Here is an 18614-nt window from a genome sequence, read left to right on the forward strand (position 1 = left end):
CATGCACAGAGGCGGCCCAAGACCGCCGCAATGGGGACGTCCAGCATGTTGAAAGCGCTTAAGAATCTAAAGATTGGACCGAAGGTCTATCTTCTCGTGGGGCTGCAGGCGGCGGTGGCCGCGGTGACCGGCCTGATGGGGCTGGCCGCCATGCAGGATCTGGCCGGCAAGTCCGAGGCGATCGAACGCGCGTCGGACCGGCAAGTGCTGGGCGAGCAGCTCAACGGCCTCGTCCTGGCTGTCGTCATGGATTCGCGCGGGGTCTACATGGCCCGCGACCGGGCCGAGGTGGACAAGTTCGGCAAGCCCCTGCTGGACAGCCTGAACACCCTCGGCGAGCGGCTCGGCACCCTGAAGCGCCTCACCCCGGCGGAAGGACAGGCCGCGCTGGCCCCGGTGGCGGCCAAGGCCGAGGAGTTCATCCGCTTCCGCACGGAGCTGGTGCGCCTCGCCCGTGAGAAGGGGGCTGTGGAAGCCCGGACCTACGGCGACAACGACGCCAACCGCAGCAACCGTCAGGCGCTCAACGCCGCGATCCAGACGCTCAGCGCCAGTCAGGACGGCATGATCGACCGCCTGCACGACGAGCTGGAGTCGGCACGCCGGCATTGGACCACCCTGATGCTCGCCATCGGCGTCGGCGGCGTGCTCTTCGGCATCCTGCTGGCCGTGCTGGTCGCCCGCGACATGATCGCGCGCCCCATCGCCCGCATGACCGCGGCGATGAAGACCATCGCCGCCGGCAACACCACGGCCGAGGTGCCCGGCACCGGCCAGGGCGACGAGGTCGGCGACATGGCCGAGGCCGTGCTGGTCTTCCGCGACGGGCTGCGGCGCGCCACCGATCTGGCCGAGCAGGAGCGCCGCGAGATCGAGGTGCGCCGCCAGCGTCAGGAACGGCTGGAAGCCCTCACCCAGGGCTTCGCCCAGAAGATCGAGGGGCTGTGCCGCACCCTGAACGGGGAGGCCGACAACATCCGCAGCAGCGCCGAATCGCTGACCCACTCCGCCGCCGACGCCTCGCGCCGCAGCTCGACCGTCGCCGCGGCGGCGGAACAGGCCACCGGCAACGTCCAGACCGTGGCGGCGGCCACCGAGGAGCTGTCCACCTCCATCGGCTCGATCAGCCAACGCCTCGGCGAGGCCGCCCGCATCGCCAGCGAGGCGGAGCGGGAGGCCCAGCGCACCAACAGCACCATCCAGGGCCTCGCCCAGGCGGCGGAGAAGATCGGCGCGGTGGTCAACCTCATCACCGAGATCGCCAGCCAGACCAACCTGCTGGCGCTGAACGCGACCATCGAGGCGGCGCGCGCCGGCGAGGCCGGCAAGGGCTTCGCCGTGGTGGCGCAGGAGGTGAAGAGCCTCGCCAACCAGACCGCCCGCGCCACCGAGGAGATCTCGGCGCAGATCGTCGCCATCCAGAGCGAGACCCAGCAGGCGGTCGGCGCGATCAGCGGCATCGTCGGCACCATCGAGCGGATCAGCGACATCAGCACCAACGTCGCCGCCGCGGTGGAGCAGCAGGGCTCCGCCACCCAGGAAATCGCCCGCAACGTTCAGGAGGCCGCGATCGGCACGCAGGAGGTTTCCTCGACCATCTCCGGCGTGTCGCAGTCCGCCGACCACACCGGGGAGGCCGCCGGTGGCCTGCTGAGCGCCGCCAAGGGCCTGTCGGTCCACGCGCGCACCCTGCAGAGCGACGTGGACGACTTCACCCGCCAGATGAAGGCGGTCTGACCCCCTCTCCCCTCCTCTCCGGCTTCCATGCCGGAGAGGAGCATTTCCCGACGCATCCTTTCCGCTGATGCGCCCCCGGCGTTCGAAGCTTACCCGCCTCATACCCCATTTGATGCAGATCAATGCCGCGCCGGCGTCGAAACTGGTGCAATGCCGGCGAGCGTTTCGCGCCAAAATACCCCTATAAATTATAGGGATTAAGCCGCGCCGTGGGTTTCCCGCCTCGGGTTTCCCACGACGCGTCGTGGCGTGCTGCGCATCCGGCGTCCGGCAACCGGGCGGCCAGCAGATCAATGCAAAAGGGTCTTTGGGGGAAATCATGCCCGACGGACATGTGGATCTCGACGCCGAGCACATCGGCGATCTCGACGAGTATGAGGGAGCGCTGGCCGGCCTGTCCCGCCGGGAATTCCTGGCCTACTGCACGGGCGTGGCCGCCACGCTGGGCCTGTCCCCCGCCTTCGGCGTGAAGATCGCCAACGCCGCCGTGGCAGCACCGCGCCCGACGGTGATCTGGCTGTCGGGCCAGGCCTGCACCGGCTGCACCGAATCGCTGCTGCGCACCCACCACCCGTCGCTCGAGACGCTGATCCTCGACACCATCTCGCTCGACTACAACGAGACGCTGATGACTGGCTCCGGCCACCAGGCCGAGAACTGGAAGCAGCAGGCGATGAAGGACAATTGGGGCAAGTACCTGATGGTCACCGACGGCTCCATCCCGACGAAGGACGGGGGCGTCTACTGCAAGGTCGCCGGCAAGACCTACAAGGACGCCGTGCTGGAATGCGCCAAGGGTGCGGCCGCGGTCATTTCCATGGGCTCCTGCTCCTCCTGGGGCGGCTGGCCGTCGACCGGAGTCAACCCGACGGGCGCCGTCGGGCTGAACGAGATCATCAAGGACAAGCCGGTCGTCTCGGTCCCCSGCTGCCCGCCCAACCCCTACAATTTCCTGTCGCTGGTCCTGCATTTCGTCGCCTTCGGCAAGCTGCCGGAGCTGGACGACAAGATGCGCCCGAAGTTCGCCTTCGGCCGGCTGATCCACGAGAACTGCGAGCGCCGTCCGCATTTCGACGCCGGGCGCTTCGCCATGGAGTTCGGCGACTACGGCCACCGCCAGGGCTACTGTCTCTACAAGCTCGGCTGCAAGGGGCCGGAGACCTACGCGAACTGTCCGTCCATCGGCTTCAACGACGTCGGCCAGGGCACCTGGCCGGTGGGCACCGGGCATCCCTGCTTCGGCTGCACCGAGAAGGGCGTCGGCTTCACCAAGAGCATCCATGAGCTGGCCTCGCTGAAGTCGGTGGCTCCGCCCAACACCTATCCGGCGGTCGCCGTCGAGAAGGGCGAGGGCATCTCCGCCGGGGCCGCGGCGGTGGTCGCCGGCATCGCCGGCGCGGCGGTCGGCGCCGGTGCCGTCATCTCCAGCCGGCTCGGCAAGCAGGACGCGAAGACCGAATCCTCCTCCACCGCCGCCGAGTGAGGTGACGCCATGTCCAAAAACATGATGTCGACGAACAAGATGTCGAAAAGCAGGACATCGGTCTCACGGCGCGGCTTCCTGCGGAACGCGGTCAAGGGCAGCGCCGCGGCCGCCGCGGCGGCCTGCACCACCGTGGTCGCGGCCCCGCCGGAGGCCAACGCGCTGGTCCGCCCGCCCAAGCCGCTGCCGCCCGACGCGGTCGGTCTGCTCTACGACAGCACGCTGTGCATCGGCTGCAAGGCCTGCGTGACCGCCTGCAAGGAGGTCAACCACATGCCGCCCGACGTCGGCCCGGCCCAGCAGGGCTGGAACGCCGGCGGCGGCGACAAGCCGATCTACGACAGCCCGGTGGAGCTGTCGGCCAGGACGCTGAACGTCATCAAGGCCTACAGCCACGGCACCGGCGCCACCAAGGACGCGGCGGAGAACGGCTTCGCCTTCATCAAGCGGCAGTGCCTGCACTGCGCCGATCCGTCCTGCGTGTCGGTCTGCCCGGTGTCGGCGATGACCAAGGACGCCAAGACCGGCATCGTCAACCACGACCCGAGCGCCTGCATCGGCTGCCGCTACTGCGTGCTGTCCTGCCCGTTCGGCGTGCCGAAGTACGACTACAACAACGCCTTCGGCGAGATCAAAAAGTGCCAGCTCTGCAAGCAGCAGCTCGCCAAGAACGAGCTTCCGGGCTGCGCCGACGTCTGCCCCACCGGGGCGACGCTGTTCGGCCGCACGGAGGACCTCAAGGCGGAGGCCAAGCGCCGCACCGCGCTGAAGGTCGGCGAGCACACCCACTACCCGCGCGGCGACATCGCCGGCAAGGTCGGCGGCCCGCGCTCCGGCCATGAGAAGTTGGTCGAGGCGGCCTACCAGACGCACATCTACGGCGAGAAGGAACTGGGCGGCACCCAGTGCCTCGCGGTGTCCGCAGTGCCGTTCGACAAGCTGAACCTGCCCACCAACGTGCCGGAGAACGGCTATCCGACCCTGTCGGAAGGCATCCAGCACACGCTCTACGCGGGCATGATCGCCCCCGCCACGGTGTTCGCCGGTCTCGCCTATCTGGCGCACCGCAACACCAAGAACCACACCGACGAGTGAGGGGGCCACGCCATGTCTTCGCAAGCTCATGAGCATCATGGACACGAGCACCAGCCGCTCGGCGGCCGGGTTCTCACCCTTCCCTTCCTGATCTGCGCCACCCTGGTCGCCATCGCCGGCGTCATCCTGTTCCAGCGCTACACCCAGGGGCTGGCCGCCGCGTCGAACCTGAACGACGGCTATCCCTGGGGCATCTGGGTCGCCATCGACGTGGTGATCGGCTCGGCCTTCGGCTGCGCCGGCTACGTCATCGCGCTGCTCTGCTACATCCTGAACCGCGGCGAGTACCACCCGCTGGTCCGGCCGGCGGTGCTGGCCAGCCTGTTCGGCTACGGCCTCGCCGGTCTGGCGGTGCTGGTCGATCTCGGCCGCTACTGGAACTTCTACCACATGATGCTGCCGTGGTACGCGCAGCCCAACTCCGTGATGCTGGAGGTCGGGCTGTGCGTGGCGACCTACACGCTGGTGCTGGTGGTGGAGTTCGCCCCGGCCTTCCTGGAGCGGTTCGGCATCGAGGGGCTGCGCGCCAAGCTGAACAAGGTGCTGTGGGTCTTCATTGCGCTGGGCGTGCTGCTGCCGACGATGCACCAGTCGTCGCTCGGCACCATGATGGTCATCGTCGGGCACAAGCTGTCGCCGCTGTGGCAGTCGCAGATGCTGCCGGTCTTCTTCCTGCTGACCGCCATCCTGATGGGCTTCGCCATCGTGGTCTGGGAATCGGTGATGGCCTCGCTGAACTTCCGCCGCCCGATGGAAACGCCGGTGCTGTCGAAGCTGTCGGGCCTGATGCTGGTCGTCGCCTCGCTGTTCGTCGTGCTGCGCTTCGTCGACCTGATCGTGCGCGGCCAGATCGGCCAGATCTTCGGCGGCCCGCAGTCCGGCTGGTTCGTCGCGGAAATGGCGCTGATGATCTCCGGCCTCGCGCTGCTGATCCCGAAGGCCAACCGCAACCGGTCGCGGGCGCTGTTCCTGTCGGCCTCGCTCCTGCTGGCGGCGGGCATCCTCTACCGCCTGAACGTCTATCTCATCGGCTTCACGCCGGCGGTCGGTCCTTGGCACTACTTCCCCTCGGTCAAGGAAATCATGGTCACCGTCGGCGTCTTCGCGCTGGAGATCGCGCTGTATCTCCTCTTCGTGAAGAAGCTGCCCGTCATGCACGCCGTCCATCCCGAGCACGGCTGAGTTTAGGAGACTTTCGTTATGGCTCAGCGAGTTGTTGTAGATCCGGTCACCCGCATTGAGGGTCACCTGCGGGTCGATTGTGAAGTGGACGGCGGCAAGGTCACCAACGCCTGGGCGTCGGGCCAGATGTGGCGCGGCATCGAGCTGATCCTTCAGGGCAAGGACCCGCGCGACGCCTGGGTCTTCGCCCAGCGCATCTGCGGCGTCTGCACCACGGTGCACGCCATCACCTCCGTCCGCGCGGTGGAGAACGCGCTGAAGCTGGAGGTGCCGCTCAACGCCCAGTACATCCGCAACATGATCCAGGGCGCCCACAACGTCCACGATCACATCGTCCATTTCTATCACCTGTCCGCCCTCGACTTCGTGGACATCGTCTCGGCGCTGAAGGCCGACCCGGCGGCGACCGCCAAGCTGGCCCAGTCGATCTCCGGCTGGCCGAAGAACAGCACGCAGGAGTTCGCCACCGCCCAGAAGAAGCTGCAGGCCTTCATCAATTCCGGCCAGCTCGGCATCTTCGGCTCGGGCTACTGGGGCCATCCGGCGATGAAGCTGACGCCGGAAGCCAACCTGATGGCGGCGTCCCACTACCTCCAGGCGCTCGACTACCAGCGGCGCATGAACAAGGTGGTGGCGATCCTCGGTTCCAAGACCCCGCACATCCAGAACATGGCGGTCGGCGGCGTCACCAACCCGATCAACATGGACAGCCAGTCCACCCTGACTCTCGAAAAGCTGATGTACATCAAGCAGCTGATCGACGAGGTCGGCGACTTCATCACCCAGGTCTACATCCCCGACGTGGCGGCCATCGGCGCCTTCTACGCCGACTGGACGCAGTATGGCCGCGGCGTGGTGAACTACCTGTCCATCCCGGACATGCCGCTGGACACCAAGGGCACCACGTTCGCCCTGCCCGCCGGCTACATCGACGGCGGCGACCTCGCGAAGTTCACTCCGATCAAGGACTTCCACGACCCCTACTTCGAGAAGGGCGTGAAGGAGAGCGTGAAGCATTCCTGGTACCAGGGCGGCAAGGGTCCCCTGCACCCCTACGACGGCGAGACGATCCCGAACTTCACCGACTGGCAGGACGACGGCAAGTACAGCTGGATCAAGTCGCCGACCTTCTACGACAAGCGCGCCCAGGTCGGCCCGCTGGCCAACGTGCTGGGCATGTACGCGTCCGGCCACCAGCGCACGCAGTTCTGGGTCAACGCGGTGCTCGACGCGGTGTCGGGCCATCTCGGCAGCAAGGTGGGCGTCGACGCGCTGCACTCCACCATCGGCCGCCACGCCGCCCGCGCGGTGCGCTGCGTGGTCCTGCACGAGGAGTTGCAGAACCAGTGGAAGCTGCTGATGGAGAACATCGCGAAGGGCGACACCAAGACCTTCAACAAGCCGGTGTTCCCGAAGGGCGAGATCCGCGGCTTCGGCTTCCACGAGGCGCCGCGCGGCATGCTCTCGCACTGGGTCGTCATCGAGAACGGCAAGATCAAGAACTATCAGGCGGTGGTGCCGACCACCTGGAACGCCGGCCCGCGCGACGAGGACGGGAACATCTCGGCCTACGAGGCGGCGCTGATCGACAACCCGGTGGCGGTCGCCGACCAGCCGCTGGAGATCATCCGCACCCTGCACAGCTTCGACCCGTGCCTGGCCTGCGCCGTGCACCTGACCGACACGGAAACGAAGTCGCACTATCAGGTGAAGGTCGTCTGACCACCATCGCCTGACTGGCGCCGCCTGACCGGCCGAAAGCCCCTCTTCCCCAGGGAGGAGGGGCTTTTCGCGTCACCACACCGACCGATTGATCCAGTTCACGGCGCCCGGCGCCGGACCCGTTTCATCCTTCTGTTTCAAAATCCACGAACGGAGCGCGCGTCCCATGCCCATGCCCATGTCCATCCTCGTCCTCGGCCTCGGCAACATCCTCCTGATGGACGAAGGGGTGGGCGTGCGCGCCATGGAGGCCTTCGACGCCGCCTGGAGCGTGCCCGACCATGTCTGCGTGGTGGATGGCGGCACCTGCGGCATGGACATGCTGGACCTGATCGCCAGCCACAAGCACCTGATCGCGGTGGACGCGGTTAAGACCGGCGCCCCGCCGGCCACCCTGACGGTGCTGCGCGGCGACGAGGTTCCGGCCTATTTCAAGGGCAAGCTGTCGCCCCACCAACTCGGCCTCAGCGACCTGCTGGCCTCGCTGCGCCTGCAAGACGAGGCGCCGGAGAGCGTGACGGTGGTCGGCTGCGTGCCGATGGCGCTCGGCACCGGCCTGATGATGTCACCGGAGATCGAGGCGGTGATCCCGCGGATGGTGACGATGATCGTCGAGGAGTTGGCCCGCCTCGGCGTGACCGCCACGCCCCGAAACTGAGCGTGGCGGTCACGATCAATCCTCAGCGGTCGGCGCGGATCGGGCCGAATTCCACCGGGACCCAGGCGTAGCCCTTGCCTTCGGTGCGGACATGGCCGATGCCGGGGAAGGGCAGATGGGCGCCGGCCACCCACAGCTTCTGCGCCGCGGCGTCGGCGAAGATCTTCTTGCGGGAGGCGACGGCCTGCGCCTTGTCGGCGTCGAACTCAATGACGACCTCCGGGCGGGCGAACTGCACGGAGTGGCTGTGCACGATGTCGCCCCACATCAGAATGCTGCGCTCCCCCGACGTGAACAGGTAGCCGCTGTGACCCGGTGTGTGGCCGTAGGCCGCCACCGATTCAACGCCGGGAACCAGGCTGTCGCCGGGCTGGTAGGGCTTCAGCTTGCCCGCCGCCGCGTAGGGCGCCACCGCCGCGCGGGCCATGGCGAAGAAGGGCTGGCTGTCGGCCGGGGCCTTGGCCGCCACCTCCTCGTTCAGCCAGAAGTCGGCGTCGGCCTTGGCGACCTGGACCGTGGCGTTGGGAAACAGCATGGCGCCGTCCGGACGCAGCAGACCGTTGGCATGGTCCGGGTGCAGGTGGGTCAGCAGAACCGTATCGACCTGTTCCGGGTTGTAGCCGGCGGCGCGGATGTTGTCGGCGATGAAGCCCAGCGCCGGGCCGAAGGCCTTGGCCGTCCCGGTGTCCACCAGGACGAGATTTGTGCCGGTGTGCACCAGATAGGCGTTCACCGCCGTCTGGACGCCCGGAGTGTCGGCCAGGAACATCCGGGCGAGCAGGCCCTGGATGTCGTCGGCGCTGGCGCCGCTGAGGATCTTGCGGTCGAGGTCGATGAAGCCGTCATACAGCGCGGTGACCTCGAAGTCGCCGATGGCCATGCGGTAGAAGCCCGGCGCCTGGGTCCGCTGCTGGCCCGGAACCTCCGCGAGGGCCGGCACGGCAGGAGCCAGCACGGCACCGGCAGGAAGTGCGACGGCCAGGGCGAGCAGGGCGTTGCGCAGGGAGGCGAAGGTCGGCGGTGTCATCGGCGTGGTTCCCCTTCAGGACGGTCGGCGCCCAGCATGGCCGTCATGGACGCGCCGGGGAAGAGTGCTGCGCGCACGTCGCCAAACACCTGGATTCCTTACCGGAATCCGCAAAGATCTGGACAAGGAAAAGGCCCGGCGGMGCGCTCCGCCGAGCCTTCGATGCCGAATCGGGCGTCCTGGGAGGCGTCCCGGGTCAGCCCAGCGCGAGCAGCGCCACGCCGGCCAGACCGACCACGGCACCCGTGCCGCGCAGAGCCAGGGCGCCCTTGCGGCCTTCCACCAGACGGCGCAGCGACAGGGCGGCACCGATGCCGGCACCGTGCAGCAGCGCGGTCGACAGGGCGAAGCCCAGGCCGTAGAGCAGCGGCTGCGCCGCCTCCGGCATCTCGGCGCCATGGGCATGGCCGTGGAACACGGCAAACAGGGCGACCACACCGGCGGCGGCCAGCAGCGGCAGGCGGGACTGCAGGGCGATCAGAGCGCCCAGGGCGACCACGGACAGGACGATGCCAAGCTCCACCTGCGGCAGGTCGATGCCGGCCACCCCCAGCAGGCCGCCGCCGATCATCGCGCCGACGAAGGCCACCGGCAGCGCCCACAGGGCCTTGCCGCCGCGCTGCGCGGCCCACAGGCCGACGGCGACCATCGCCAGCAGGTGGTCCCAGCCGCCGACCGGGTGCATGAACCCATGGACGAACCCGGCATCGTGGGCGCCGAAGGTGTGGGCGAGCGCCGCGTTGGGCAGCGCGGCCAGGGCCGCCGCCGCGGTGACCGACGCGAGAGCGAAACGTTTCATCCGTGAAAACCCCTGCTGTATCGTTGAGCGGCGCACGACCGACCCCTACCCCATCGCGCGCGAAGCGGTCGCCACTTTAGCAGAACCGTTCCGATTGGAAATGGCGGAGCGCCATGAAATTACGTCGGACCGCATGTTTGACGCACATCAATGTGCGGATTCAACCCCCGGTCAAGATGCCGCAGTCGAACTGACATCATCCTGACGAGTTGGCTTCCCCGCGTGAGGGCGCGCGCATGTGTCTCGGCATTCCGATGCAGGTCCTGGAGACCGACGGCTTCACCGCGCGCTGCGCCGGCCGGGGCGAGGAACGGCGCGTCAACGTCATGCTGATCGACGAGGTCCCGGAAGGCGGCTGGGTCCTCGTCCATCTCGACCGCGCCGTCCGCCCGCTGGAAGTCGAAGAGGTGGAGCCGCTGAACCGCGCGCTGGACGCCATCCTGCTGGCGGCGAAGGGGGAGAACGTGGACCACCTGTTCGCCGACCTCATGGAAAAGGCAACCGCATGACCCCCGGCGGCCCCGAGGCGGGCTTCGCCGCCGACGCGCGCCCCGCCTGCGCGGCCTGCGGCGCCGTCTACGACCCCGCGGCGGGCGATCCGGGGCGGGAGGTGCCGCCGGGAACGCCCTTCGGCGGTCTGCCCGACTATTGGCGCTGCCCGGGTTGCGGCGGCCCGCAGCATGGCTTCACCGTTTCGGCGCCGCCGGGCGCCGATCCCATGGACTTGCGGGTTGCCGCCCTGACCGCCAGCTACCGCCTGATCGCGGAGCGCGACATGGCCGGCGTTCCCATCTGCAACGCCGCCCTGGCGGTCGAGGCGCTTGGCTTCCGCCCCCATGGGCCGGGCTGGATCGGCTGCGTCATCGCCCCCTGGTTCCTGAACGCCGTGCTGATCCCGCACGATGCCGCCCTGTGGGCGGATCGGCGCGACGGTGACAAGGTGGAGATCGCCCTGCCCTCCGGTGCCTACCGCTTCACCGCGGCACGGGCGGGGGTCCTGGGAACGCTGGCGGTGATCCCGCTCGCCTCGGCCATGAATGTGTTCACCGATCAGGAGGACGCCCGCGCCGCCGCCGTTCTGGCGCTCGACCATCTGATGCGGGAGCCGCAGCAACCGGCGCCACAGACCGAGCCGCCGCCGGCAAGCGATGCGGAGGCGGCGAAGCCCGCCCTGTCCCGCCGGTCCCTGTTCGGAAGAGCGCGCCGATGAGCGTGGCAGGCGCCGGGCTGGAAGGCAGCGTGTCGGTGCGACTGGAGACCGCCGCCGGGCGGGTGCGCACCGTCGCGGTGCAGGTCCGCCGTCCCACCGCCGCCCGCGCCCTGTGCGGACGCACGCCCGACGAGGCGATGCGCCTCGTGCCGCTGCTGTTCAGCCTGTGCGGCACCGCCCAGTCGCTGGCCGCGCTTGAGGCTTTTGAGGATGCGCTCGGTCTCGACGCCCACCCGCACACCACCGCCCGCACCCTGCTGGCCGAGGCGGAAGCCGCGACGAACCACGCTTGGCAAGTTCTGATGGACTGGCCGGCGCGGCTCGGTGAAGCGCTGCAGCCCAAGGAGTTGGCGGGCCTGCGCGCCGCGGCCGCGGCGATCCATCCCGCGCTCTACCCGGCGCGTGATGGTCTGCGTCCCGGCGGCGGCTCCCTGCGGCCCGACCGCGCCGCCCTGACCGCCGCCATCGCGGCCCTGCGCAAGGGGGTGGAGCGCGCCGTCTTCGCCGCCCCGGCTCCCACCGACGTGGCGGGGTTGGAGCGCTGGGCCGAGGCGGGCGGAACCGGTGCGGCTCGGCTGATGCGCCGCGTCCTGGCACCGGGCATGGCGGGCTTCGGCGCCTGCGGCGTGGCGGCGCTGGAGCCGCATCCGGCGGGCTGGTTCGGCGAACGGCTGTCCGTCGACGCGGTGTTCTCCGAGCGTCCCCGGCAGGACGGTGCCCCGGCCCACACCGGGCCGCTGGCCCGCCGGACCGCGCATCCGCTGGTCGCCGCGTTGCTGGCCCGGCACGGCTCCGGTCTCGCCGCTCATGCCGCCGCCCGTCTGGTGGAGCTGGCGGGACTGGCGGAGCGCTTGGCATCGTGGGTGGAGCGCCTGAACGACGCCGAGCCGGTTCCGGACACGGGCACCACGCGGCACGGAACGGGAAGCGGTGTCGTCGAAACGGCCCGCGGGCGCCTCGCCCACTGGCTGCGGCTTGAGGATGGCCGCATCGCCGATTGCCGCATCGTGGCGCCGACCGAATGGAACTTCGCCGCGGACGGACCGCTGGCCCAGGGCTTGGCCGGTATCGCGGCCGACGCGGCTCTGGCCGAGCGCGTGGGCTTTCTGGTGGCCGCACTCGATCCCTGCGTAGCGTCCGCCATCACGATTCAGGACGAGGACTGACCCATGCACGAGCTGGCGCTCAGCCAAGGCATCATCGACGTGATCCGCGATCAGGCCGCGGCCCAGGGCTTCACGACGGTGAAGACGGTGCGGCTGGTCATCGGCACCCTGTCCCACGTCGAACCGCAGGCCATCGCCTTCGGCTTCGACGCTGTCAGCCGCGGCACCATCGCGGAAGGCGCCGTCCTGGACATCGAACGCCCGCCGGGTCAGGCCTTCTGCCTGTCCTGCGAGAAGCCGGTCCCGCTGCCCGAGCGGTCGGCCCCCTGCCCGGAATGCGGCGGCCACCAGCTGATGGTGACCGGCGGCGAGGAAATGCGCGTCAAGGAACTGGAGGTGGAGTGATGTGCACGGTCTGCGGCTGCGCCGAAGGCGAAACCAAAATCGAAGCCGGCCACGCGCACGGCCATCACCACCACCATGGTCACGACCATCATCATGATCACGACCATCATCATGATCACCATGACCACAGCCACGAGCATGTCGGTCCGGACGGCAAGGTCTACCGGCACACGCACGGCGACGACCATGGCCATGGCCATGATCATGGGCACGACCATGGGACCATCGACCTCGGCCGCGGCCCGGCGGGGACGGAGGTGCCGGGCATGTCGCAGACCCGGTTGGTCGCCATCGAACAGGATATCCTCGCCAAGAACGACAGCTTCGCCGCGGTGAACCGCCAGTTGTTCGCGGCGAAGGGCGTGTTCGTGCTGAACCTGATGTCCAGCCCCGGTTCGGGCAAGACGACCCTGCTGACCCGCACGCTGACCGACCTGAAGGGCCGCTTCCCAATGGCGGTGATCGAGGGCGACCAGCAGACCTCCTTCGACGCCGACCGCATCCGCGCCACCGGCACGCCGGCCATCCAGGTCAACACCGGCAAGGGCTGCCATCTCGACGCCCAGATGGTCACCCAGGCGGTGGGGCGCCTGCCGGTGGAGACGGGCAGCGTCCTCTTCATCGAGAACGTCGGCAACCTCGTCTGCCCGGCCGGCTTCGACCTCGGCGAGGCGCACAAGGTCGTCGTGCTCTCGGTGACGGAGGGGGAGGACAAGCCGCTGAAATACCCGGCGATGTTCGCCGGTGCCGACCTGCTGCTGGTCAACAAGGTCGATCTGCTGCCGCATTTGACCTTCGACATGGCGCGCATGATCGCCTACGCCCGCCAGTTGAAGCCGAACCTGCGCGTGATCGAGGTTTCCGCGACCACCGGGAAGGGGCTTGAGGATTGGTACGGCTGGATCGAGGAGGGGCTTGCGACAGCCGTGGCGGGACGCGGCGCATGAGCCCCGCCGATTTCCTCCTGATGGCCGGGGCCTGTCTGTACTTCATGGCTACCCCCGGACCCGGCATCTTCGCCGTGGTCGCCCGCTCCCTCGCCCTGGGATGGCGGCGCAATCTGGGCTTCCTCGCCGGAATGGTGGTGGGCGACCTCGTGCTGCTGGCGCTCGCCCTCGGCGGGCTGGCCGCCGTCGCCCACGCCTTCGAGGAGTTGTTCACCCTGCTGCGCTTCGCCGCCGCCGGTTACCTGATCTGGCTGGGCATCCGAACATGGCGCGCCCCCGTCACCATCGGTGGAGACCCGCCGGAGGCCGATGGCACACAGTTGCGGGGCTTCGCGAGCGGTTTGGCCCTGACCCTCTCCAACCCGAAGACCATCCTGTTCTACATGGCCTTTCTCCCGGCCTTCGTGGATCTGACGCGCGTTTCCGCCACCGACGCTGTGCTGATGGCCAGCATCGTGGTGGGCGTGTTGAGCGCCGTCCTGCTGACCTACGCCATGGCGGCATCGCGCGCCCGTCATCTGTTCCGCAGCGAGCGGGCCATGAAGGCGCTGAACCAGGGCGCCGGCACGTTGATGATCGGCGCGGGCGTGGCGGTCGCCGCACGGTGAGGCGGCTTCGCCTCCGGGTCCGCGGGCAGGTGCAGGGGGTTGGCTTCCGGCCCTTCCTGCATGGGCTGGCGCACCGTTTCGACCTGACCGGCTGGGTCCTCAACGACGGAGACGGGGTGCTGGCGGAGGTGCAGGGCGACGCCCTTCAGCGGCTTCTCACGGCGCTGGTGAAGGAAGCGCCTCCGCTGGCGCGGATCGACGCGGTCGAAACGGCGGAATGTCCCGTCCGTCCCGACGAGGCAGGGTTTGCGATTCTGGCTTCGCACGGCGGAGCGGTCACGACCGGCGTCGCCCCCGACGCCGCCGTCTGCCCGGCCTGTCTGGCCGAGCTGTTCGACCCGGCGGACCGGCGCTACCGCTACCCGTTCCTCAACTGCACCCATTGCGGGCCACGCTTCACCATCACGCGCGCCCTGCCCTACGACCGGCCGCAGACCGCCATGGCGGGCTTTCCCCTCTGCCCGGACTGCGCCGCCGAATACGCCGACCCCGCCGACCGCCGCTTCCACGCCCAACCGACCGCTTGCCCGGCCTGCGGCCCGCGCCTGTCCCATTCCATCGAGGAGGTTCTGGCCGCGCTGCGCGGCGGACGGATCGTCGCCATCAAGGGGCTGGGCGGCTTCCACCTCGCCTGCGACGCGTTCGACGCGGCGGCGGTGGAACGGCTGCGCGCTCGCAAGCAGCGCAACGGCAAGCCCTTCGCCCTGATGGTCGCCAACGCCGTGTCCGCGGAGCGGTTCGTGGCGATCGGAGCGGCGGAGAGGGCGTTGCTGGAGGGGGTGGTGCGGCCGGTGGTGCTGTTGCGGCGGCGTGAGGCCCCCACCCTTCCCGCTTCGCGGGCCCCTTCCCTCCCCCGCTGCGCAGGGGAGGGACTCGAATTCCCTCCCCTGCGCAGCTCACGCGCAAACCAAAGGTTTGCGCTGACGCGGCAGGCGGACCTTTGGTCCGCCGAGAGCGGGGGAGGGTTAGGGAGGGGGCCAGTGCGGCCCCTTCCCGACGCCATCGCCCCCGGTCTCGACTGGCTGGGCGTCATGCTGCCCTACACGCCGATCCATCATCTGCTGTTCCACGAGGACGCCGGCCGTCCCGACGGCACGGCGTGGCTGGAGCGGCCGCAGGACCTCGCCCTGGTCATGACCTCCGCCAACCCCGGCGGCGAGCCGCTCGCCATCGGCAACGACGAGGCCCGGCGGAGGTTGGATGGCATCGCCGACCTGATCGTCGACCATGACCGCGACATCCTGGTCCGCGCCGACGACAGCGTGATGCGGGTGGTGGCGGGGGCGCCGGCTTTCCTGCGGCGGGGGCGCGGCCATGCGCCGGCGCCCATCCGCCTGCCATGCGCCGGGCCGCCGGTGCTGGCGGTCGGCGGGCACCTGAAGGCCACCATCTGCCTGACCCGCGGGAACGAAGCCTTCCTCAGCCAGCACATCGGCGACCTCGACAACGCCGCGACCCTGGAGTTCCTTGAGGAGAGCGCCGCCCATCTGCGCCGCATCCTGGCGGTGGAGCCGGTCGCCGTCGCCCACGACCTGCACCCCGATTTCCAGACCACCCGCTTCGCCGAATCGCTCGGCCTGCCGACGCTGCCGGTGCAGCACCACCATGCCCACATCGCGGCGGTGCTGGCCGAGCACGGCGTGAACGGCCCGGCGCTGGGGCTGGCGCTGGACGGGTTCGGGCTGGGGACGGACGGCGGGTCCTGGGGCGGCGAGATGCTGCTGGTGGAGAGTATCCGCTTCACCCGCCTCAGCCACTTGGCACCACTGGCCCAGCCCGGCGGCGACGTGGCGGCGCGCCAGCCCTGGCGCATGGCGGCGGCGGCGCTGGCCCGCATGGGGCGCGGCGCGGAGATCGCCGAGCGCTTCGCCGCCTGCGGCCCGGCGGACGGCGTGCGGCGGATGATCGAGGCCGGCGTCAACGCGCCGCCCACCAGTTCCTGCGGGCGCTGGTTCGACGCCGCCTGCGGCCTGTTGGGCGTGCGCTCCGTCGCCGGCTTCGAGGGCGAGGCGCCGATGGCCCTGGAATCGCTGGTCCGCAGCCCCACGGTGCTGGAGGGCGGCTGGCGGATCGACGGCGGCGTGCTGGACCTCACCCCCCTTCTGGAGAGTTTGTTGCAGATCAATGCGCAGGAGGGGGCCGACCGGTTCCATGGCACTCTGGCCGCGGCACTGGTCGCTTGGGCCATGCCGGAACTGGCGGCGCGCGGCCTCGACCGCATCGCCCTGTCCGGTGGCTGCCTGATGAACGCCGTGCTGGCGGAGGGGCTGAGCGCCGGCTTCGCGGCGCGCGGCGTCACCGCGCTGCTGCCGCGCCAAGCACCGGCCAACGACGGCGGGCTCAGCCTGGGACAGGCCTGGATCGCCATGCAGAGTTTGCTTGAGGAAGGACCGCCCCCATGTGCCTCGCCGTCCCCGCCCGCGTGATCGAGCTTCTGGAGGACGACCGCGCCACCGTCAGTCTGGGCGGGGTAAAGGTCGCCTGCTCCCTGGCGCTGGTCGAGGGCGTGACGGTGGGCGACTACGTGATCGTCCACGTCGGCTACGCCCTGTCCAAGCTCGACCCGGAGGAGGCGGAGCGCACGCTCGCCCTGCTCGCCGAAACCGGCACCGGCGCCGGCACCCTGCCGCCCGCCTCGGATGCCGCCTGACTTTGTGGACCCCGCCATGATCGACCGCCGCCTCTTCACCCGCAAGCTCGACCTCGCCCGCGGCGCCGTGGACATGAGCCACGGATCGGGCGGCAAAGCCATGGCCCAGCTGGTGCGGGAGCTGTTCGCCGCCGCCTTCGCCAACCCGCTGCTCGACCAGGGCAACGACCAGGCGGCCTTCGATCCGCCCGCCGGACGCATGGTGGTGACGACCGACGGTTTCGTCGTCTCGCCCTTGTTCTTTCCCGGCGGTGACATCGGCTCGCTGGCCGTGCACGGCACGGTGAACGATGTCGCCATGGCCGGGGCGATGCCGCTCTATCTGACCGCCGGCTTCATTCTGGAGGAAGGCTTCCCGCTGGCCGACCTGAAGCGGCTGGTGGACAGCATGGCCCACGCCGCGCGCGAGGCCGGCGTATCCATCGTGACCGGCGACACCAAGGTGGTGGAGCGCGGCAAGGGCGACGGCGTCTTCATCACCACCACCGGCATCGGCGTGGTGCCGCCCGGCGTCGCCCCGTCCGGCGAGCGGGCGCGGCCCGGCGACGCGATTCTGGTCAGCGGCACCATGGGCGACCACGGCGTCGCCATCATGTCCACCCGCGAGAATCTCAGCTTCGAGACGGACATCCGGTCGGACAGCGCGGCGCTGCACGGGCTGGTCGCCGGCATGGTCGCGGCGGTGCCGGACGTGCATGTCCTGCGCGACCCGACTCGCGGCGGTCTGGCGACGACGCTGAACGAGATCGCCCACCAGTCGGGGGTCGGCATGCTGCTGCGCGAGGCCGACATCCCGCTGAAGGCGGAGGTCGCGGCCGCCTGCGAACTGCTCGGGCTCGACCCGCTCTACGTCGCCAACGAAGGCAAGCTGATCGCCATCTGCGCAGCCGAGGACGCCGAGCGCCTTCTGGCGGCCATGCGCGCCCATCCGCTGGGGGTCGATGCGGCCATCATCGGCACGGTGGTCGAGGATTCGCACCGCTTCGTGCAGATGCAAACGCGCTTCGGCGGCAAGCGCATCGTGGATTGGCTGTCCGGCGAGCAGCTTCCCCGCATCTGCTGAGCCTCCGCTTGCGCCGAAAGGGGCACCTCTTCGGCTTCGCTCGCACCGCCCGGCGTACCGCAATGGAACTGCGGCGGATCGGCCCAGCCGGGGGACCCCGGACGCGCCTCACGCGTTGCCTCCCCCGGAAGGCGGTCGTGTTTCCGCCAGCCGAATTGTGAGTACGGGGGATCGATGGGTATTCCGCAGTCCATCCAGTTGGGTGCTGCACCGCTGGAACCGGCGACGCTCGCCGGCACGGCGTCCGCCGCGGAGTTGGTCGCGCGCCTGCCGGCCATGGCACCGCTGCACCGCAACCGGGTGAAACGGGCCTTCGACCTCGTGGGGGCGGTCGGGCTGATCCTGTTCTTCGGACCGCTGATGCTGATCGTCGGGCTTCTCATCACGCTGGACGGCGGCCCCGCGGTGTTCGGCCACCGGCGCATCGGAACGGAGGGCCGGGACTTCACCTGCTGGAAGTTCCGCTCCATGGTCGTCAACGCGCCGGAGGTCTTCGAGAGGCTGATCGAATCCGACGCGGAGGCCCGCGCCGAGTGGGAGGCCACGCGCAAGCTGCGCAACGATCCCCGCATCACCTGGATCGGCCGCTTCCTGCGCCGCACCAGCCTGGACGAGCTGCCGCAACTCTTCAATGTCCTGACCGGCGACATGAGTCTGGTCGGCCCGCGCCCCATCGTGCAGGAGGAGGTGGAGCGCTATCACGTCTGCTTCCCCTTCTACATGCGGTGCCGCCCCGGACTGACCGGGCTGTGGCAGGTCAGCGGCCGCAACGACGTGGATTATGGCCGGCGCGTCCAGCTCGACACCGCCTATCTGCTGGGGTGGAGCCTGTGGGGCGACATCCGCATCCTGCTGCGCACGGTCGGCGTGATGCTCAGCGGAAAAGGTGCCTATTAAGGCGTAGAATCCCCGCGCCAGCGCT

18 protein-coding genes are annotated in these 18614 nt (G+C 69.5%); 16 read left to right on the forward strand and 2 right to left on the reverse strand.

Annotated features, from left to right (window positions below; all coding sequences use genetic code 11):
- Window positions 1-45: 45 nt before the first annotated feature.
- The 6 genes from AC1DVI_RS06615 to AC1DVI_RS06640 all read left to right on the forward strand — a co-directional run bounded on the left by AC1DVI_RS06615 (window position 46) and on the right by AC1DVI_RS06640 (window position 7877).
- Window positions 46-1737 (forward strand): methyl-accepting chemotaxis protein, encoded by a 1692-nt coding sequence (locus AC1DVI_RS06615; RefSeq protein WP_476957249.1) that lies wholly within the window; start codon window positions 46-48, stop codon window positions 1735-1737.
- 319 nt (window positions 1738-2056) lie between these two features.
- Window positions 2057-3220 carry a hydrogenase small subunit gene (locus AC1DVI_RS06620; RefSeq protein ID WP_476957250.1) on the forward strand — a complete coding sequence of 388 codons (1164 nt, stop codon included), beginning with the start codon at window positions 2057-2059 and terminating at the stop codon, window positions 3218-3220.
- 9 nt (window positions 3221-3229) lie between these two features.
- Window positions 3230-4315, forward strand: a complete 1086-nt coding sequence (gene hybA, locus AC1DVI_RS06625; RefSeq protein WP_476957251.1) for a hydrogenase 2 operon protein HybA — start codon at window positions 3230-3232, stop codon at window positions 4313-4315.
- Window positions 4316-4327: 12 nt separating this feature from the next.
- Window positions 4328-5497: a Ni/Fe-hydrogenase cytochrome b subunit gene (hybB, locus tag AC1DVI_RS06630; RefSeq protein ID WP_476957252.1), complete on the forward strand. Its 1170-nt coding sequence runs from the start codon at window positions 4328-4330 to the stop codon at window positions 5495-5497.
- A gap of 18 nt (window positions 5498-5515) precedes the next feature.
- Window positions 5516-7219 (forward strand): nickel-dependent hydrogenase large subunit, encoded by a 1704-nt coding sequence (locus AC1DVI_RS06635; protein WP_174442980.1) that lies wholly within the window; start codon window positions 5516-5518, stop codon window positions 7217-7219.
- A gap of 166 nt (window positions 7220-7385) precedes the next feature.
- Window positions 7386-7877, forward strand: a complete 492-nt coding sequence (locus tag AC1DVI_RS06640) for a HyaD/HybD family hydrogenase maturation endopeptidase (RefSeq protein ID WP_476957253.1) — start codon at window positions 7386-7388, stop codon at window positions 7875-7877.
- A gap of 22 nt (window positions 7878-7899) precedes the next feature.
- Here the strand turns inward: AC1DVI_RS06640 and AC1DVI_RS06645 are convergent, their stop codons facing one another.
- Window positions 7900-8904 carry an MBL fold metallo-hydrolase gene (locus AC1DVI_RS06645; RefSeq protein ID WP_476957254.1) on the reverse strand — a complete coding sequence of 335 codons (1005 nt, stop codon included), beginning with the start codon at window positions 8902-8904 and terminating at the stop codon, window positions 7900-7902.
- A 196-nt stretch (window positions 8905-9100) separates the two neighbouring features.
- Window positions 9101-9703 carry a HupE/UreJ family protein gene (locus AC1DVI_RS06650; RefSeq protein WP_476957255.1) on the reverse strand — a complete coding sequence of 201 codons (603 nt, stop codon included), beginning with the start codon at window positions 9701-9703 and terminating at the stop codon, window positions 9101-9103.
- A gap of 236 nt (window positions 9704-9939) precedes the next feature.
- On the opposite strand from AC1DVI_RS06650, the gene AC1DVI_RS06655 reads away from it, so the two are divergent.
- From AC1DVI_RS06655 to AC1DVI_RS06700, 10 genes are all read left to right on the forward strand, one after another.
- Window positions 9940-10212, forward strand: a complete 273-nt coding sequence (locus AC1DVI_RS06655) for a HypC/HybG/HupF family hydrogenase formation chaperone (protein ID WP_237905169.1) — start codon at window positions 9940-9942, stop codon at window positions 10210-10212.
- Window positions 10209-10913 carry a [NiFe]-hydrogenase assembly chaperone HybE gene (gene hybE, locus AC1DVI_RS06660; protein WP_476957256.1) on the forward strand — a complete coding sequence of 235 codons (705 nt, stop codon included), beginning with the start codon at window positions 10209-10211 and terminating at the stop codon, window positions 10911-10913. Before AC1DVI_RS06655 ends, hybE begins: the two co-directional genes overlap by 4 nt.
- Window positions 10910-12079 carry a nickel-dependent hydrogenase large subunit gene (locus tag AC1DVI_RS06665; protein ID WP_476957257.1) on the forward strand — a complete coding sequence of 390 codons (1170 nt, stop codon included), beginning with the start codon at window positions 10910-10912 and terminating at the stop codon, window positions 12077-12079. Before hybE ends, AC1DVI_RS06665 begins: the two co-directional genes overlap by 4 nt.
- A 3-nt stretch (window positions 12080-12082) precedes the next feature.
- Entirely contained in the window at window positions 12083-12424 is a 342-nt protein-coding gene (hypA, locus tag AC1DVI_RS06670) for a hydrogenase maturation nickel metallochaperone HypA (RefSeq protein ID WP_476957258.1), read from the forward strand.
- Complete coding sequence (hypB, locus tag AC1DVI_RS06675) at window positions 12424-13371, forward strand: hydrogenase nickel incorporation protein HypB (protein WP_476957259.1); 948 nt, start codon at window positions 12424-12426, stop codon at window positions 13369-13371. The genes hypA and hypB overlap by 1 nt, the downstream gene beginning before the upstream one ends.
- Window positions 13368-13979 carry a LysE family translocator gene (locus AC1DVI_RS06680; RefSeq protein ID WP_476957260.1) on the forward strand — a complete coding sequence of 204 codons (612 nt, stop codon included), beginning with the start codon at window positions 13368-13370 and terminating at the stop codon, window positions 13977-13979. Before hypB ends, AC1DVI_RS06680 begins: the two co-directional genes overlap by 4 nt.
- The gene (locus tag AC1DVI_RS06685) at window positions 13976-16405 is read left to right on the forward strand and encodes a carbamoyltransferase HypF (RefSeq protein WP_476957261.1); all 2430 of its coding nucleotides are present in this window, start codon (window positions 13976-13978) and stop codon (window positions 16403-16405) included. Before AC1DVI_RS06680 ends, AC1DVI_RS06685 begins: the two co-directional genes overlap by 4 nt.
- Window positions 16378-16629, forward strand: a complete 252-nt coding sequence (locus AC1DVI_RS06690; RefSeq protein WP_476957262.1) for a HypC/HybG/HupF family hydrogenase formation chaperone — start codon at window positions 16378-16380, stop codon at window positions 16627-16629. The genes AC1DVI_RS06685 and AC1DVI_RS06690 overlap by 28 nt, the downstream gene beginning before the upstream one ends.
- 16 nt (window positions 16630-16645) lie before the next feature.
- Window positions 16646-17692, forward strand: coding sequence for a hydrogenase expression/formation protein HypE (gene hypE / locus AC1DVI_RS06695; RefSeq protein ID WP_476957263.1), 1047 nt, complete (start codon window positions 16646-16648; stop codon window positions 17690-17692).
- A gap of 174 nt (window positions 17693-17866) precedes the next feature.
- Window positions 17867-18589, forward strand: a complete 723-nt coding sequence (locus tag AC1DVI_RS06700) for a sugar transferase (protein ID WP_476957264.1) — start codon at window positions 17867-17869, stop codon at window positions 18587-18589.
- Window positions 18590-18614: the final 25 nt, after the last annotated feature.

It is taken from the genome of Azospirillum sp. P4_B5 (assembly GCF_056402275.1).

Coding starts and splice junctions, on each gene's coding strand:
- AC1DVI_RS06615 (WP_476957249.1), top strand. CDS start 46: ATGTTGAAAGCGCTTAAGAATCTAAAGATTGGACCGAAGGTCTATCTT.
- hybA (WP_476957251.1), top strand. CDS start 3,230: ATGTCCAAAAACATGATGTCGACGAACAAGATGTCGAAAAGCAGGACA.
- hybB (WP_476957252.1), top strand. CDS start 4,328: ATGTCTTCGCAAGCTCATGAGCATCATGGACACGAGCACCAGCCGCTC.
- AC1DVI_RS06635 (WP_174442980.1), top strand. CDS start 5,516: ATGGCTCAGCGAGTTGTTGTAGATCCGGTCACCCGCATTGAGGGTCAC.
- AC1DVI_RS06640 (WP_476957253.1), top strand. CDS start 7,386: ATGCCCATGCCCATGTCCATCCTCGTCCTCGGCCTCGGCAACATCCTC.
- AC1DVI_RS06645 (WP_476957254.1), bottom strand. CDS start 8,904: ATGACACCGCCGACCTTCGCCTCCCTGCGCAACGCCCTGCTCGCCCTG.
- AC1DVI_RS06650 (WP_476957255.1), bottom strand. CDS start 9,703: ATGAAACGTTTCGCTCTCGCGTCGGTCACCGCGGCGGCGGCCCTGGCC.
- AC1DVI_RS06655 (WP_237905169.1), top strand. CDS start 9,940: ATGTGTCTCGGCATTCCGATGCAGGTCCTGGAGACCGACGGCTTCACC.
- hybE (WP_476957256.1), top strand. CDS start 10,209: ATGACCCCCGGCGGCCCCGAGGCGGGCTTCGCCGCCGACGCGCGCCCC.
- AC1DVI_RS06665 (WP_476957257.1), top strand. CDS start 10,910: ATGAGCGTGGCAGGCGCCGGGCTGGAAGGCAGCGTGTCGGTGCGACTG.
- hypA (WP_476957258.1), top strand. CDS start 12,083: ATGCACGAGCTGGCGCTCAGCCAAGGCATCATCGACGTGATCCGCGAT.
- hypB (WP_476957259.1), top strand. CDS start 12,424: ATGTGCACGGTCTGCGGCTGCGCCGAAGGCGAAACCAAAATCGAAGCC.
- AC1DVI_RS06680 (WP_476957260.1), top strand. CDS start 13,368: ATGAGCCCCGCCGATTTCCTCCTGATGGCCGGGGCCTGTCTGTACTTC.
- AC1DVI_RS06690 (WP_476957262.1), top strand. CDS start 16,378: ATGTGCCTCGCCGTCCCCGCCCGCGTGATCGAGCTTCTGGAGGACGAC.
- hypE (WP_476957263.1), top strand. CDS start 16,646: ATGATCGACCGCCGCCTCTTCACCCGCAAGCTCGACCTCGCCCGCGGC.
- AC1DVI_RS06700 (WP_476957264.1), top strand. CDS start 17,867: ATGGGTATTCCGCAGTCCATCCAGTTGGGTGCTGCACCGCTGGAACCG.